Origin of the sequence: Allomuricauda sp. NFXS6, assembly GCF_040148835.1 — a bacterium.
GTDB lineage: Bacteria > Bacteroidota > Bacteroidia > Flavobacteriales > Flavobacteriaceae > Flagellimonas.
Genome location: NZ_JAGEMG010000013.1, coordinates 60,763 through 76,158, shown reverse-complemented (window position 1 = coordinate 76,158; position 15,396 = coordinate 60,763). Strand labels below are relative to the sequence as shown.

The 15,396-nt window shown below is 42.3% G+C and carries 15 protein-coding genes; 8 read left to right on the top strand and 7 right to left on the bottom strand.

The window, feature by feature from the left end; all coding sequences use genetic code 11:
• Nucleotides 1-10: 10 nt before the first annotated feature.
• Together J4E06_RS16475 and J4E06_RS16470 are read right to left on the bottom strand one after the other, a co-directional pair.
• Nucleotides 11-544 (bottom strand): flavodoxin domain-containing protein, encoded by a 534-nt coding sequence (locus J4E06_RS16475; protein ID WP_349525092.1) that lies wholly within the window; start codon nucleotides 542-544, stop codon nucleotides 11-13.
• A gap of 87 nt (nucleotides 545-631) precedes the next feature.
• Nucleotides 632-2,452 (bottom strand): Xaa-Pro dipeptidyl-peptidase, encoded by a 1,821-nt coding sequence (locus tag J4E06_RS16470; RefSeq protein ID WP_502877358.1) that lies wholly within the window; start codon nucleotides 2,450-2,452, stop codon nucleotides 632-634.
• 141 nt (nucleotides 2,453-2,593) lie between these two features.
• Between J4E06_RS16470 and dnaG the strand changes: the two genes are divergently transcribed.
• Nucleotides 2,594-4,564, top strand: coding sequence for a DNA primase (gene dnaG / locus J4E06_RS16465; protein WP_349525090.1), 1,971 nt, complete (start codon nucleotides 2,594-2,596; stop codon nucleotides 4,562-4,564).
• A 66-nt stretch (nucleotides 4,565-4,630) separates the two neighbouring features.
• Here the strand turns inward: dnaG and J4E06_RS16460 are convergent, their stop codons facing one another.
• On the bottom strand, nucleotides 4,631-5,260 hold the full coding sequence (locus J4E06_RS16460) for a response regulator (RefSeq protein WP_349525089.1): 630 nt from the start codon (nucleotides 5,258-5,260) through the stop codon (nucleotides 4,631-4,633).
• Between the two features lie 159 nt (nucleotides 5,261-5,419).
• A complete protein-coding gene (nadE, locus tag J4E06_RS16455; RefSeq protein ID WP_349525088.1) occupies nucleotides 5,420-6,208 on the bottom strand; it encodes an NAD(+) synthase in 789 nt (262 codons plus the stop codon).
• 66 nt (nucleotides 6,209-6,274) lie between these two features.
• Between nadE and gldB the strand changes: the two genes are divergently transcribed.
• Together gldB and gldC are read left to right on the top strand one after the other, a co-directional pair.
• Nucleotides 6,275-7,264: a gliding motility lipoprotein GldB gene (gldB, locus tag J4E06_RS16450; protein WP_349525087.1), complete on the top strand. Its 990-nt coding sequence runs from the start codon at nucleotides 6,275-6,277 to the stop codon at nucleotides 7,262-7,264.
• Complete coding sequence (gene gldC, locus J4E06_RS16445) at nucleotides 7,265-7,600, top strand: gliding motility protein GldC (protein WP_014033322.1); 336 nt, start codon at nucleotides 7,265-7,267, stop codon at nucleotides 7,598-7,600.
• Between the two features lie 10 nt (nucleotides 7,601-7,610).
• Here the strand turns inward: gldC and J4E06_RS16440 are convergent, their stop codons facing one another.
• The 3 genes from J4E06_RS16440 to J4E06_RS16430 form a co-directional block, all read right to left on the bottom strand.
• The gene (locus J4E06_RS16440; protein WP_349525086.1) at nucleotides 7,611-8,339 is read right to left on the bottom strand and encodes a pirin family protein; all 729 of its coding nucleotides are present in this window, start codon (nucleotides 8,337-8,339) and stop codon (nucleotides 7,611-7,613) included.
• A 105-nt stretch (nucleotides 8,340-8,444) separates the two neighbouring features.
• The gene (yihA, locus tag J4E06_RS16435; RefSeq protein ID WP_349525085.1) at nucleotides 8,445-9,059 is read right to left on the bottom strand and encodes a ribosome biogenesis GTP-binding protein YihA/YsxC; all 615 of its coding nucleotides are present in this window, start codon (nucleotides 9,057-9,059) and stop codon (nucleotides 8,445-8,447) included.
• A 2-nt stretch (nucleotides 9,060-9,061) separates the two neighbouring features.
• Nucleotides 9,062-9,826, bottom strand: a complete 765-nt coding sequence (locus tag J4E06_RS16430; protein ID WP_349525084.1) for an alpha/beta fold hydrolase — start codon at nucleotides 9,824-9,826, stop codon at nucleotides 9,062-9,064.
• 265 nt (nucleotides 9,827-10,091) lie between these two features.
• Between J4E06_RS16430 and J4E06_RS16425 the strand changes: the two genes are divergently transcribed.
• The 5 genes from J4E06_RS16425 (at nucleotide 10,092) to J4E06_RS16405 (ending at nucleotide 15,395) form a co-directional block, all read left to right on the top strand.
• On the top strand, nucleotides 10,092-10,547 hold the full coding sequence (locus J4E06_RS16425) for a division/cell wall cluster transcriptional repressor MraZ (protein ID WP_349525083.1): 456 nt from the start codon (nucleotides 10,092-10,094) through the stop codon (nucleotides 10,545-10,547).
• Nucleotides 10,540-11,442, top strand: coding sequence for a 16S rRNA (cytosine(1402)-N(4))-methyltransferase RsmH (gene rsmH, locus J4E06_RS16420; RefSeq protein ID WP_349525082.1), 903 nt, complete (start codon nucleotides 10,540-10,542; stop codon nucleotides 11,440-11,442). The genes J4E06_RS16425 and rsmH overlap by 8 nt, the downstream gene beginning before the upstream one ends.
• Before the next feature lie 166 nt (nucleotides 11,443-11,608).
• On the top strand, nucleotides 11,609-11,926 hold the full coding sequence (locus tag J4E06_RS16415) for an FtsL-like putative cell division protein (protein ID WP_349525081.1): 318 nt from the start codon (nucleotides 11,609-11,611) through the stop codon (nucleotides 11,924-11,926).
• Nucleotides 11,926-13,935 carry a PASTA domain-containing penicillin-binding protein gene (locus tag J4E06_RS16410; protein WP_349525080.1) on the top strand — a complete coding sequence of 670 codons (2,010 nt, stop codon included), beginning with the start codon at nucleotides 11,926-11,928 and terminating at the stop codon, nucleotides 13,933-13,935. The genes J4E06_RS16415 and J4E06_RS16410 overlap by 1 nt, the downstream gene beginning before the upstream one ends.
• Complete coding sequence (locus tag J4E06_RS16405) at nucleotides 13,932-15,395, top strand: UDP-N-acetylmuramoyl-L-alanyl-D-glutamate--2,6-diaminopimelate ligase (RefSeq protein ID WP_349525079.1); 1,464 nt, start codon at nucleotides 13,932-13,934, stop codon at nucleotides 15,393-15,395. The genes J4E06_RS16410 and J4E06_RS16405 overlap by 4 nt, the downstream gene beginning before the upstream one ends.
• Nucleotide 15,396: the final 1 nt, after the last annotated feature.

Below are 15,396 nucleotides of genomic sequence, written 5' to 3'. Positions count from 1 at the left end.
TTGTATTTGATTATGATTTTAAACTAGTAATAAATTGTAAGACCTGTTCTTTTACCTTTGCCCAATCAGTGTATTCATGATCTTTATTGGTGTCTATGGAACCCCCTTCTTTTTTTGCAATGGAACGCATGATCAGTTTTTTAAAATAATTGTACCGAGTGTATTTTAATGCGCCCGCAATATGCCAAATGGTATTTGTGTTCCATTTAGTTTCTTTTAAAAAGTCAGTCGCTATTTGCACTACCTCATCATGTTCTTCTTTAATGGAAGATGCTACCGCCATACTCACCGAAAAGAATGCCGTAGGTTTACTATTTAAAATCTTGATGTGGTCTTCGATATAACTTTTGATCAAGGTATTGTACTTGCTCATATGAATCGAACTTCCAATCAAGACTGCATCAAAATCCATGGGAGCAGGAGGATTTTCAACAGCGTTTGAAATAACTACTTGATGACTTTTTTCTCGGAGGATGTCCGCCATAAACCTCGCTATTTTACGGGTCTGCCCTTCCACTGTGCCATAAACTATTAAAATTTTCATGTTGTTAGGGTATTTATTATGATTCCCTAAATACACATAATATTTCCGATAAGTTACATGATTTTAGTCAGTTTACCTGAGCAAGAATCATAATTTACCGCCCACTATGGGCAGTATAAGTTCTGTTTCATCCAAGTCCACGGTCAGCTTGGTTCCGGGTTCTGGCCAAAGTGTGAATTCCTTGTCGCTTGAAAAAATCATCAGTCCAATTTGTTGGCCTTTGGGAATGATTTGATCATCGGGCATAAGCTCAAATTCCATTTCGTAAAACTTATTGGGGATCAAAGGCTTGCTTTCTGTGAGTGAGCTATGGTTTTGAGGGTCTGCCCAACCTCGGGTAATAATATTATCCGTAATCTTGGTGTTCAGGGCATCGCTCCATGGAAGCGATACCAACCAAACGGATAAGTTTGCCGCGGGCTTATTGCTAGCCAATTTTATTTTGATCTTGGGCACTCCAGAAATATGTACATCATCCTCAAGAGGTGACGTTACGTAAAGCAACCGATGCTCGGTAGTCTCTGCCTTGGCCAAACTCGTACCCGAAAAAGAATAATTGTCCACCAAGGTTTCCGTTCCCTGCTTTTTGGCTTTTAAGGTGGTCAGTTCTCCTTTAGAGGGTGCTCCTTTGGTCAAAAATAATGTTATATACTCTGCTTCGGGATTTGGGTAGTCTGCGTAGGGAGTTGGGTCATCTTTTTTATCGTTTTCACGTACAATCCATGCTTTTGGTTCGTCTTCGATGCCATTTTCAATACCATAAAGGTAGCGGGTGAACCATCGGTTCATCATAGACAAGGGAGGTGGTCCGCCATGTCCATTTTGATGATAGTAAATCCTCACGGGGAGTCCCATTTCCTTGGCCTTTTTATAAATACGGTAGCTGTGCTCGGGCATTACGTTCCAATCATTGAAGCCATGGGACATTAAAAGGGCGGCCTTCATGGGTTTCATATCATTCAGATAATCTCTTTTGGCCCAAAAATCATTGTAATCGCCTGTAATCCGGTCCAGACCATTCTTCATTTCGGTATCGCGGACCACTTTGTTGTTTCTAGCTCTTTTAGATTCATCGCCACTATGGATAAAATCATAAAGTACATCAATATCCTCACCTAAATAGCCGCCAGGGGAACGCACAAGGCCGTTGGAACGATAATAATGGTAATACGAAGTGTTCGGTGCAATGGGAATTATGGCTTCTAAACCTTCGACTCCGGTCGTGGCCGCTGCAAGTGGAATGGTTCCGTTGTATGAGGTGCCTGTCATCCCCACTTTTCCTGTGGACCAATAGGCCTTTACTTCTTTATTGCCATCACGTTCCGTGTAGCCTTTGGCTCTTCCATTGAGCCAATCTATCACTGCTTTTGGGGCGAGGGATTCGTTATCGCCACCAACGGTTGGGGCTCCATCGGAAAGGCCTGTGCCAGGAGAAGAGGAATGGACCACGATAAAGCCTCGAGGCACCCAAGTCCTAATCTGGGAATTCGAGATTATGGGACGCTCACCTACACGAGTGACCTCAGGGTGTTTTCTGGGTTTGCCCGCCTCGCCTATTTCGTGCTGCACATCCCAAAAAATACCTTTATCCATACCGGCTGTTCCTGCATAGTAAGGGCTGGATTCGTAAATAACGGGAAGCTTTAGGTTTTCCGTGTCCGTTTGTTCTGGGCGGGTAACATCCACGTGCATACGATCTAGTTCACCATCGCCGTCCGAATCAAAAGTGGTTTCTACCCAAAGATCGTGGCGAATCCATTTGCTGGGGTCGGAAAAGGCTTCGACCACCTGTGCTTCACCATTTTCTATTACGGGGCTAGCTTTTTCTGCCATTTGGCCGTGGGTAACCCATTGAAAGGCCAATAAAAATGTCGCAACTACCCAATAATTCCTTATTACAATCTTCATCATTAAAATCAATTTTTATCATATTCCCTTGCAAGAAAGGAAAGTGCCTCTAAGATACTAAATCTTAAATAGGGATTTGGATTTTCGATTCTCCAGAACATTGTTTTTATTTACCTTTAACAGCTATTTTAACGCAACGCCTTGATTTCAAAAACCACCATAGACCAAGTATATGAAACCGCCCGTTTGGAGGAGGTGATCGGTGATTTTGTACAATTGAAGAAATCTGGTTCCAATTTTAAGGGCTTGAGTCCTTTTACGGATGAACGCACACCCAGCTTTATGGTTTCTCCCGTAAAGCAGATTTGGAAGGATTTTAGTAGTGGAAAAGGGGGCAATGTCGTGGCTTTTTTAATGGAGCACGAACATTTTACCTATCCCGAGGCCATAAAATATCTGGCTAAAAAATATAATATTGAGGTAGAAGAGACCGAGCAGACGGATGAACAGAAGGAGCAGGCCAATGAGCGGGAGAGTATGTATTTGGTCTCCGAATACGCCCAAAAGTATTTCACCGAAACCCTTTGGGAGTCCGAACCTGGCAAAGCTATTGGACTCAGCTATTTTAAAGAGCGCGGATTTACGGATGAGACCATTAAAAAATTTGGACTAGGGTATAGCTTGGACGAGTGGGAAGCCTTTACCAAAACTGCTTTGGATAAAGGGTACAAATTGGAGTTCCTTGAAAAAACAGGTCTCACCATTGTAAAAGAGCAGGGTGGTGGCGAAAAACGACAGTTTGATAGGTTCAAAGGACGTGTAATGTTTCCCATTCACTCTATGAGTGGAAGGGTGTTGGGGTTCGGTGGACGAATATTGACCAATGACAAAAAAGCGGCCAAATATCTGAACTCACCCGAAAGTGACATTTACCATAAGAGTAAGGTGCTGTACGGAATCTACCACGCCAAGCAGGCCATTGCCAAAGAGGACAATTGTTTTTTGGTGGAAGGCTATACCGATGTCATCCAGATGTTTCAAAGCGGTGTGGAGAATGTGGTTTCTTCCAGCGGAACGGCTTTGACCCCTGAGCAGATTCGCCTCATCAATCGACTTACAAAAAACATTACCGTGTTGTTTGATGGGGATGCGGCGGGATTACGGGCATCTTTGCGCGGTATCGATCTTATTTTGGAGCAGGGAATGAATGTGAAGGTCTGTACATTTCCCGAAGGTGAGGACCCGGATAGTTTTTCCAAAAACAATACTTACGAAGATTTGGTGGAATACTTGGCAGAGAATGCCATGGATTTTATCCAGTTCAAAACTTCTTTATTGGCCAAAGAAGCTGCCAATGATCCTATAAAACGAGCCGATACGGTCAGGGATATTGTAAATAGCATCAGTAAGGTACCAGATCGTATCCAACAGGAAATCTATGTGCAGGAATGTGCAAAGATTATGCAGATTTCTGAAGATGTGCTATACAATACGCTGGCACAAATTGATAAAAAACATCAAACCGATACGGCTAAAAAAAATCGACAAGAGCAAAAGGCCTTTGAAGTGGTCAAGAACGATGCTGTTGTTGAAAAGGTTGATGTACAGTACGAGTTGGAGCGTAAAATCATTGAGGTACTATTGCTTTATGGCGACCAAAAACAAGAATTCGAGGATTTGGTGCTCAAAGAAAACGATGAAGGCGAATTGGTACTGGAACCCGAAATCATTGAGGCCAAGGTATATGAGAAGGTATATTTAGACCTTCAGGATGATGAAATTGAATTGACCAATGAGCAGTTCAAGACCATTTATTACAAATTGATTGAAAGGCTCAACGAGGACAGTAATTTTTCAATCGGCGCATTTTTATCAGAATTGGATCAAGAAATTGTTTCGGAAGTGTCTTCCATTTTAATGGAAGAGGAACAATATGTTTTGCACGATTGGGAGCGCAGGGACATCTATCCGAAAGAAAAAAAAACTGGAGTGGCCCAATTGGTAGGGGAAACCATACTTACGTTGCGCTGTAACCTGATCAAAAACCGAATTGATAAGTTACAGGAAAGAACCAAAGATAGCCAAGATAATTCGGAGGTTTTGGAAGAAATTGTAAACTATCTTCAACTCAATAAACTGTTGAACGCCAAATTGAACCGTGTACTTTCTTAACATATAAAACCCCTTCCAATAGTAATTGAAAGGGGTTTCCACAATAGTTGGTTTGGTTGGGTATTTCTAATAGAGTTCCAGGGCTTTTGCCTGTTGTAGCAAGTCCACTAAATTATCCACGTTCAATTTCTTCATCAAACGGGCTTTATATGTACTTACTGTTTTTTCGTTCAAGTTTAATCCTTCCGCAACTTCTTTGTTTCTTTTTCCACTGGCCAAAAGTTTAAGTACTTCGACCTCTCTGGAAGAAAGTTTTCTGAAAAATCTTCTTGGTTTTTGTGTTCCCTCGTCAAAGGCTAAGCGCTGGGCAAGTTCGTTGGTGATGAACATATTGCCTTCACTTACTTTTTTCACTGCGGAAATAATGTATTCCAAATCTGCAGTTTTGGATAGGTAGCCGAATGCTCCCGCACGGATGGTGCTCAACGCGTAAACGTCTTCGGATTGCCCACTGTACATTAAAGTCTTAATGTCCGGGAATTCCAATTTTAATTTTCTGAGCGTGGCAATTCCATTGATTTCCGGAATATCCATCTCTAGCATTACTACGTCTGGAGTTACAGTTTTGAGTGTGTTAAAAAGCTCTTTTGTGGTAGAAACATCTGCGATGACTTCAATATCTGAGCTTGATTCAAGTACCTGTCTAATACCAAGCCTTACAATGGGATGGTTGTCAGCGATCAATACTTTTATCATTATAAATGGTTTATTTTAGTGAATGGTTAGCTGCTAAATACTAAAAGTATATAGCCAGCAAGATAACAATTTAATCATGTAAATCTGTAACTTTTTTCTTAAAACCATAGTTTGACTAGGGTTTTTTTCGTCTTAAACTGGGGTTTTTCGGTTAAAACGTTACTTTAACGCTGCTGGAATCTCACAAATGGGTATGGGAACCATCTTATGTTTGTTCGCTGTATTATAGGTTTTATATATAGTGAATATCTCCTTTTTCCTATCAGAAAAATCCTCCGCAGTTTTGCCTTTATCGTCCATTTCCATCGCCCATTCCAGTTCTGGGTAAGAAGCGCCAATTTGGTCTTCATCCGTTCTGCTGTCCCCCCACAGGCCATCGGTTGGTGCCGCATCCAAAATATCTTGGTTCACACCGAGTGCCCTACCTATTTCATAAACCTCTGTTTTTAACAAGTCTGCTATTGGGCTTAGGTCAACACCACCATCACCATATTTGGTGTAGAAGCCAATACCAAAATCCTCTACCTTGTTTCCTGTGCCTGCTACCAAGTATCCCTTCAGGGCGGCAAAATAATATAGGGTGGTCATCCGCAGCCTGGCCCGCGTGTTGGCGAGTGACATAAAGCGTTCTTCTTCTTTGTCAACTTTAGGGAAGGCATCGACCAAACTATCAAAGACAGGGGTGAGGTTAACCGGCTGCCTGGAAACATTCGGAAAATTTTCCATCAACCAATCAAGATGTCTGTCGGCACGGGTCACTTGGTTTTTACCTTGATGAATGGGCATCTCCAAACATAAAAGGTCCAATCCAGTTTTGGCACAGAGGGTGGATGTCACGGCAGAATCAATTCCCCCCGAGACACCTATTACAAAACCTTTGCATTTTGCATTTTCGGCATATGCTTTTAGCCAATTAACAATATGGTCGATTACCTTTTCTATTTGCATATCTTACGAATTAGATTCAATAAATTACCTTTGTGCCCTGTAAATTTAAACCCTGTGCCCTTAAAAATGAAGTGGTTGTTGAAATACTTTAGGATTTCCATATATAGAAGTTTTGTTTTAGTGGTGATTTTGTTGCTTTCATCCTGTGGTGAAACGGATAGGATAGCAGAAGAAATCGATAAGGTTTCCGTTGATTTACAGATTTCAAGGTTTGACCGGGAGTTTGCCAATGCAAGTGCAGAAGACATCCCCGGATTGAAGGCCAAGTACCCCTATTTGTTTCCAGAGCAGTTTCCGGACAGTATTTGGGTCGACAAATTAACGGATACAATCCAAGTGGAGCTTTCGGATGAGGTGGCCAAGGCTTTTGGGGACTTTGAGCAGGAAGCAATAGGCCTGGAGTCCCTTTTTAAGCATATTAAATACTATTTTCCTGAGACCACAACGCCCCATGTGGTAACCCTCACTTCGGATGTTAGATATGAGGACCGCATTATTTTGGCCGATTCCCTTTTATTGATAGGTCTGGACAACTATTTGGGACAAGACCATCATTTTTATGAAGGTTTGCAACGCTATATCGCATCTTTTTTGGACAAAAAGTTTTTGACTTCGGATGTGGCAAGCGCTTTTGCCAAAAAAGTATTGCCTTATCCACGAAATCGCACCCTTCTTTCTCGAATGGTATATTACGGAAAAGAACTTTATCTAAAAGATAAATTGATTCCTTCGGCATCGGATGCCCAAAAAATCGGCTATTCCGCAGAAGAGATGGAGTGGGCAAAAGCCAATGAGGAACAGATATGGACGTATTTTGTGGAGCGTGAATTGCTCTACAACACGGATACGGGACTGGACAGAAAATTCTTGGATCCAGCACCTTTCTCCAAATTTGGACTAGAGTTGGATAATGAATCACCAGGACGTTTGGGCCGATATATGGGTTGGCAAATTGTAAGGGCTTTTATGGAGAAAACCGATACAGACCTAAAACAGTTGCTTAATATGCCAGCGGATGAAATTTTAAAACAGTCGAATTACAAACCAAAAAGATAAATGGCAGTAGAACACACTTCGGAAATAACATTGACAGTTGGATTGGATGAAAACCGAGTGCCCGAGGAATTGAAATGGTCGGCGCAAGATGGTGGAATTAATGAGGAAGAGGCTAAAGCGATGATGCTGTCCGTTTGGGACAGTAAAAATCAGGAGTCATTAAAAATAGATCTTTGGACCAAAGATATGCCTGTGGACGAGATGAAAGTATTTTTTCATCAAACATTGGTAACCATGGCCGATACTTTTTTCAAGGCCACACAAGATGAAAAAATGACGGCCACCATGAAGGATTTCTGTGATTATTTTGCAGAAAAGCTGGAACTGAAAAAATAGATTGGACGAATTAACGCCCAATCTGGTCTAGGTTCATAGGAACTTCCATAAGCAAGACCCTGCTATTGGAGGTTGATTTAAAATCGAACGATGCTGTGTCCCAAATGCCAAGCCCATCTCGTTTTTCCAATTTATGGCCCTCAATTTCAACCTCCCCATCCAAAACAAAGGCATAGACACCATTGCCTTCCTTTTTTATTTGATAGGTATCGGTTGCGCCTGCTTGAAAATTTCCCATATGGAACCAAGCATCTTGATGCACCCAAACTCCTTCATCATCAGGATTTGGTGAAAGTACTTGATAAAAAGCATTCTCTTTCTCAATCTCCCTAATGGAAATTTGATCGTATCTAGGCTCCACATTTCGTTTGTTGGGAAAAACCCAGATTTGTAAAAACTTCACCTCTTGGTCGGTGTTTTTGTTGTACTCACTATGTTGAATGCCTGTTCCGGCGCTCATCACTTGAACATCACCTTCTTTAATGGTAGTTGTGTTTCCCATACTGTCCTTGTGTTCCAAATCCCCTTCCAAGGGAATGGAGATAATTTCCATATTATCGTGCGGGTGGGTGCCGAAGCCTCTACCAGGAGCCACTTGATCATCATTAAGAACCCGTAAAACCCCAAAATGCATACGCTCAGGGTCATGATAGCCCGCAAAACTAAAAGTATGATGTGAATTCAACCAGCCATGGTCGGCATGGCCACGAGTTGCTGCTTTGTGCAATACAGATTTCATTGTTTCAATCTTTATCTATTAAAATAATGTTTTTTAGGTGGGATTGGTCGTAAAAATCAACATAATCTTACCTTTTTGATTGATGATGGGAATGTGGCTTGTTAGCTACTTATTGCTATGGAAAAAATCTTGATTGATGCCATCGATAAACTCCAAAAGTTCCTCGCGTCCCATTCGACTTGTAGAAGAGGTGGTAAAATGTGGAGGCGCTTCTTCCCAAGCTCCCTCCAATAATTTTTGAAGATAGGCTTTGGCCTGTCTTTCGATCGCAGCAGGTTTTAGTTTGTCTGCCTTGGTAAAAATAATGGCAAACGGAATCTGATTGGTGCCCAACCATTCCATAAATTCAAGGTCTACAGGTTGAGGCTCATGGCGAATATCCACCAGAACAAAGCCACAGACGAGTTGTTTTCTTTTTTGAAAATACTCCGTAATGTATTTCTGGAACGTTTTTTTGTCTTTTTTGGAAACGCGGGCGTAACCGTAACCGGGCAAATCCACTAGAAACCAATTGTTATTGATTTTAAAATGGTTGATGAGCTGGGTTTTTCCAGGTCTCCCCGATGTTTTGGCCAGCGATTTGCGTTCCACCAACATATTGATCAAGGAAGATTTTCCCACATTGGACCTGCCGATAAACGCATATTCGGGCAAGGGCTCATTGGGACATTTGGCAACGTTGGTGTTGCTCATCACAAATTCTGCTGAGGTAATTTTCATGCCTAGAAGTTACGCTTTTTCAGCCAAGCTTCCAGAATATGGTTAAAATCGTTCGGATGCTCCATCATAGGGGCGTGACCACATTTTTCTATCCAATACAGGTCGGAATCCGGTAGCAATTCATGGAATTCTTTCGCAACATTGGGAGGGGTCACGGTATCGTTTTCTCCCCAAATAATGCAAGTTGGGGTGTTCATGTGCGGTAAATCCTTGGACATATTATGGCGAATGGCGCTTTTGGCAATGGCCAATGTCTTTACCAACTTCATTCTATCATTTACTGTGGCGAAAACCTCGTCCACTATTTCTTTGGTGGCCACTTTGGGGTCGTAGAAAACATCTTCAGCTTTCTTTTTAATGAACTCATAATCACCGCGCTTGGGATATCCATCACCCATGGCGCTTTCGTATAGCCCAGAGCTGCCGGTAATTACCAAAGCTTTCACTCTTTCCGGGAACATTTTGGTGTGCAATAGACCGATATGTCCGCCTAGGGAATTCCCAAGCAAGATTACATCTTTCAATCCTTTGTGCTCAATAAAGCCCTCCAAGAACGTGGCAAAGTTTTTTACCGTGGTCTTTAACAATGGCATATCGTAAATGGGCAGTTCAGGAATAAGCACCTGATATCCTTTAGGTGGGAAATATTCGGATACACCTTGGAAGTTGCTTAAGCCTCCCATCAAACCGTGCAATATGATCATGGGAGTTCCTTCTCCCTTTTCTATGTATCGGTATTTTCCATCCTCAATTAAATGCTCTTCCATCTATAGTCAGTTGGTAGTAAGAGGGGCAAATATAGGAATTTCATATCACAAAGATTTTAGGTTTTCGCTTAACTGGGACAAGTTTTTTCATTCGGTCAAACCTTATCTCCCCCTTGCCCATGGTTTGCAAGTTTGATTTTGGGAGACCAAACAAGAAGATTTTTCCCAAAAGTGGGGAATTTATTAACAAAAGTGGTGTTTAGTGGAGAAATGTGGAAATAAAATCTATATATTTGAGTTGTATTAACTAACCAATTGATTTCTAGTGACCCATATCATAGGACAACATGATTGTAAAGCGGACTCCAAAGGAAGGGTGTTGTTGCCCATTTCTTTGAAGAATCAGCTTTTGCCTGTTTTAAAGGATGGGTTCATAATCAAGCGGTCGGTTTTTCAGCAATGTCTGGAATTGTATCCCAAGGCCGAGTTCGATGTTCTCATGCAGAAAGTGATGAAGAAAAGCAAAATCAATCGAAAGTACGATGCTTTTGTGAGAAATTTTGTGGCGGGTATGAAGGAAGTGGCCATTGATGGGGATTCTGGGAGATTGCAGATTCCTAAAAACTTAGTGGAGTTTGCGGGAATTGAGAAAGAAGTAGTGCTGAATGCGGTTTTTGACAAAATCGAGATTTGGAACAAGGATATGTACGAGAAGGTCTTGGCAGAAGGCGAGAAGGATTATGCTGATCTGGCCGAGGAGATTTTTGATGACGATGAGTAGTGCGTATCACAATCCGGTTTTGCTAAAGGAGTCAGTGGACGGATTGAATATAAAAGAAGATGGAGTGTATGTGGATGTCACCTTTGGTGGCGGTGGACACTCCAAAGAAATTTTGAAAAGATTGGGTGAAGGCGGCAAGTTGTTCGCATTTGATCAAGATGAAGATGCCCTTCAGAACACATTGGATGATGATAGGTTTCAATTGATCAACCAGAACTTTCGCTACCTCAAACAATATTTAAAGTTCTATGGCATTCGGAAAGTTGATGGAATCTTGGCGGATTTTGGGGTTTCCTCCCATCAGTTCGATAAGGCTGACCGCGGTTTCTCCATTCGGTTCAATGCAGATTTGGATATGCGAATGGACAAAAATAATCAATTGTCGGCCTTCCAGGTGGTGAACACCTATTCCCAAGAAGATTTAGCATCGGTTCTTTTTCAGTATGGCGAATTGCGAAATGCTAAAGCCATGGCCAGTACCATTGTTGCAGCACGCTCGGAAGAACCTATCAAAACCACTGATGACCTAAAGCAGGTGTTGAGCAGGTTTTTGCCAAAAATGAAGGAGAACAAGATTTTGGCACAAATCTATCAAGCCATTAGGATAGAGGTAAATCAAGAGATTGAAGTGCTCAAAGAATTTTTGGAGCAAGTACCTGAGATGTTGAATGAAGGTGGTAGGTTGAGTTTGATCAGTTACCATTCCCTGGAGGATAGATTGGCAAAACGCTTTATCCGTGCAGGGAAATTTGACGGGGAACCGGAAAAGGATTTTTATGGGAACATTAATGTTCCGTTGAAAAAGGTAGGAAAGCTAATCGTGCCATCAGCAGAAGAAATAGCCAATAACAATAGGGCAAGAAGTGCAAAGCTCCGCATTGCGGAAAAAATATAAAGGTGTAGTTGAAATGTCATCTTGAGCTGTCACCCTGAGCGCAGTCGAAGGGGCAGTCGAAGGGGCAGTCGAAGGGGCAGTCGAAGGGGCAATCGAAGGGGCAGTCGAAAGGTGGAATGTGGATAGATTTCCGTCTGCCGAGGAATGACAAAAAGAACAAAATAGAATGAGAAAAGGATTGTTGGACATATTAAAAGGAAAGTTTTTGGTGAGTGGAGATGCTCCCAAGAACTGGATGTTTTTGTTGTTTGCCTCTTTCTTGGCAGCTTTAATGATTTCCAGTAGTCATAACGCCGATAAAAAAGTATTGGAGATTGCTGAATTGAACGAGGAGGTTCGAAAACTCAAGAGTGAGTTTTTTGAAGCGCGGTCCAGTGTGCAGCAGTTAAAATTGGAATCGACCTTGCGTCAGGTGGTGGCCGAAAAAGGATTGGTGCCATCGGAAAACCCTCCCAGAAAAATAAAAGTTAAATCAGCGGAATAGTGGCCATAACCGAGAAAAATATCATGAACAGATTATACCTCGTAGCGGGGGGTCTTCTTGTGTTGGCCATTGCCGTTGTGGTGAAGTTGGTAGATATTCAAATGGTGGAAGGCGAAAAATACAAGGAGTTGGCTTTGAGCCAAACCGAAAAGATGTTCACCATTGAGCCAAATCGCGGTAACCTATACTCCGAAGATGGCAGTTTGTTGGCGGCATCAGTGCCGAAGTATGAGATTCGGTTCGATGCCCAGACGGTTTCCAAAGAAAATTTCCAGAACAACGTAGCTGCCCTATCGGATTCTTTGGGCAAATTGTTCAATAAGCCATCTTCCTATTACAGGCAATTGTTCCGTAAAGCGAGAGCCAATGGCAATCGTTACAAATTGGTGGCCCGTAACGTTGGGTATCTGGATTATGTACGTATCAAACAATTTCCATTGTTCAATCTTGGGCCTTATAAAGGTGGATTTATAGAAACCCATCGCGTGGTTCGTGAATACCCTTTGGGCAAAATGGCCGCAAGGAGCATTGGTTATGAGCGTGTGGACGAAAACGGATACTACACCCGTGTAGGTTTGGACGGTGCGTTCGGCGAATCTTATTTACGGGGTAGGGAAGGCAAGCGATTAAAGCAAAAAATAGCCAAGGGTCAATGGAAGCCCGTAGGTTTGGACAATATTGTGGAGCCTCAAGATGGTCTGGATGTTGTTTCTACCATCGATATCAATATTCAGGATATTGCGCACCATGAACTGTTGAAGCAGCTCGAAAAATACAAGGCCGACCATGGTTGTGTAGTGGTGATGGAAACCAAAACAGGGGAAATCAAGGCCATTTCCAATTTAGGAAGAACCTCAGAGGGTAAATATTACGAAAAACTCAACTATGCCGTAGGTGAATCCCACGAGCCGGGCTCAACCTTTAAATTGATGTCCTTGGTGGCTGCTTTGGAAGATAAGGTGATTGATACCAGTACGGTAATCGATACCGAAAAAGGAAGATACCGTATTTATGACGGTGTCGTAAAAGATTCCAAATGGGGCGGTTACGGAAAAATCACGGCTGCTGAGGCCTTTGCGGTTTCATCCAATACGGCATTTGCGAAAATCATTAATGAAAATTACAAGGAACAACCGGAAAAATTTGTGAACCGTCTTATGAATATGGGGCTTCATAAAAAGTTGGGGCTTCCTATTATTGGAGAGGGCGAGCCGGTAATCCGCTATCCCGGCGATAAAGGATGGTCGGGTATTTCCTTGGGATGGATGTCGCATGGATATGAAGTGTCGTTGACGCCTATTCAAACCTTGGCTTTTTACAACGCTATTGCCAATGATGGCGAGTATGTTAAACCTCGATTGATTCAAGAAGTACGCGAAGGCAATAAGGTGTTGAAGCGATTTGATAAGGAAGTGCTGAACTCTTCTATCTGTTCCAGAGAGACGGTCAAGAAGGCCCAACAGTTATTAAAAGATGTTGTTGAAAAGGATTATGGTACAGGGCACAAGCTCTATTCCAAAAACTTTTCCATGGCTGGAAAAACGGGAACAACACAAAAGAACTACGTGGAAAAGAATCCGGATAAGTTGGCGTATATCTCCTCTTTCGCCGGATACTTTCCAGCGGACAACCCAAAATATTCGTGCATAGTCGTGATTCATGAGCCCGATAAGGAGGAGGGATATTACGGAGCCGATGTCTCCGGTCCGGTATTCAAATCCATGGCACAGAAAATACACGCCATTTCACCTATGGTGGATGAAGTGGATAGCAAGATGATTGAAGACGTGGATTTGGATAAACAATATCAACAATATTATGTCCAAGTACAGAAAAAGTACAGTACCCTACCCAATGTAAAAGGGATGAGCGGAATGGATGCCGTTTCCTTATTGGAAAACCTCGGGATAGAGGTTGAGGTGCGCGGGAACGGAAAAGTTAAAAATCAGTCGGTAAACCAAGGGACCAGCATAAAACAGGTCAAAAAAATAGTATTGGAACTTTCATGAAATTATTGAAGGACATATTATATGGTGTGAGCCTTTCCGCGGTAAGCGGAGATACCAATGTAATGGTGAACAATGTTCATTTCGATTCCAGAAAGGTCGATATGGATGATGTGTTCGTGGCCATTCGCGGCACCCTTACCGATGGGCACAAATACATCCAAAAAGCTGTGGATGCCGGGGCGAGAGCTATTGTGTGCGAAGAGCTTCCTGAAATAATGGTCAACGGCGTTACGTATTTGCAAGTTGCCAATTGTAATAGTGCATTGGCCATAATTGCTTCCAATTTTTATGACAATCCTTCCAAGAACCTAAAATTGGTCGGGGTTACGGGAACCAATGGTAAGACCACCGTAACCACACTTTTGTACAATCTGTTTAAAAAAGCAGGTTTTAAAGTAGGTTTGATTTCTACTATTAAGGTGCTTGTGGATGAGGAGGAATACATAACAACGCATACTACTCCCGATGTGCTTACCATTAACAACTATCTGTCCAAGATGAACGATGTTGGGGTGGAGTTTTGCTTTATGGAAGTAAGTTCGCATGGAATCCATCAAAAAAGAGCAGAAGGACTCCGTTTTGAAGGGGCGATATTTACCAATTTGTCCCATGATCATTTGGATTATCACAAGACCTTTGCGGAGTACAGGGACACTAAGAAAAAGTTGTTCGATGGTTTGCCAAAAACAGCATTTGCCTTGGTCAACATCGATGATAAGAACGGACTGGTGATGTTGCAGAATACCAAGGCCAAAAAATATACCTACGCCTTACAGACCTTTGCCGATTATAGGGCCCAGATTTTGGAAAAGCAGTTCAATGGTCAACTGTTAAAAATAGATGAGAATGAATTATGGTCCAAGCTTATCGGTGACTTCAACGCATACAACCTACTTGCCATTTACGCCACGGCGGATATTCTGGGACTGGAAAAATTGGAGACTCTCAGGTTGATGAGCGAGCTGGAAAACGTAGACGGTAGGTTCCAATATTACATATCAAAAGAAAAAATAACGGCTATTGTTGATTATGCCCATACGCCGGACGCACTCAAAAATGTATTGGTTACGATCAATGCATTGAGGACTGGAAATGAAAACGTCATCACCGTAGTGGGGTGTGGTGGTGACCGTGATAAGTCAAAGCGTCCGGTTATGGGCTATATCGCTTCAGAAATGAGCAACCAGGTCATTTTTACATCTGATAACCCTAGAACAGAATCGCCCGAAAAGATCATAGAAGAAATGGAAGCTGGTGTGGAGCCCCAGAATACCAAGAAGGTATTGTCCATAGAAAATAGAAAGCAAGCCATAAAAACAGCATGTAAGCTTGCGGTGGCCAGGGATATCATACTAGTGGCGGGAAAAGGTCACGAGACCTATCAGGAAACCAATGGTGTCCGGGTGGATTTTGATGATTTTAAAGAAATTAAAGAAGCTCTGGCGAGCCTAAAAAAATAAT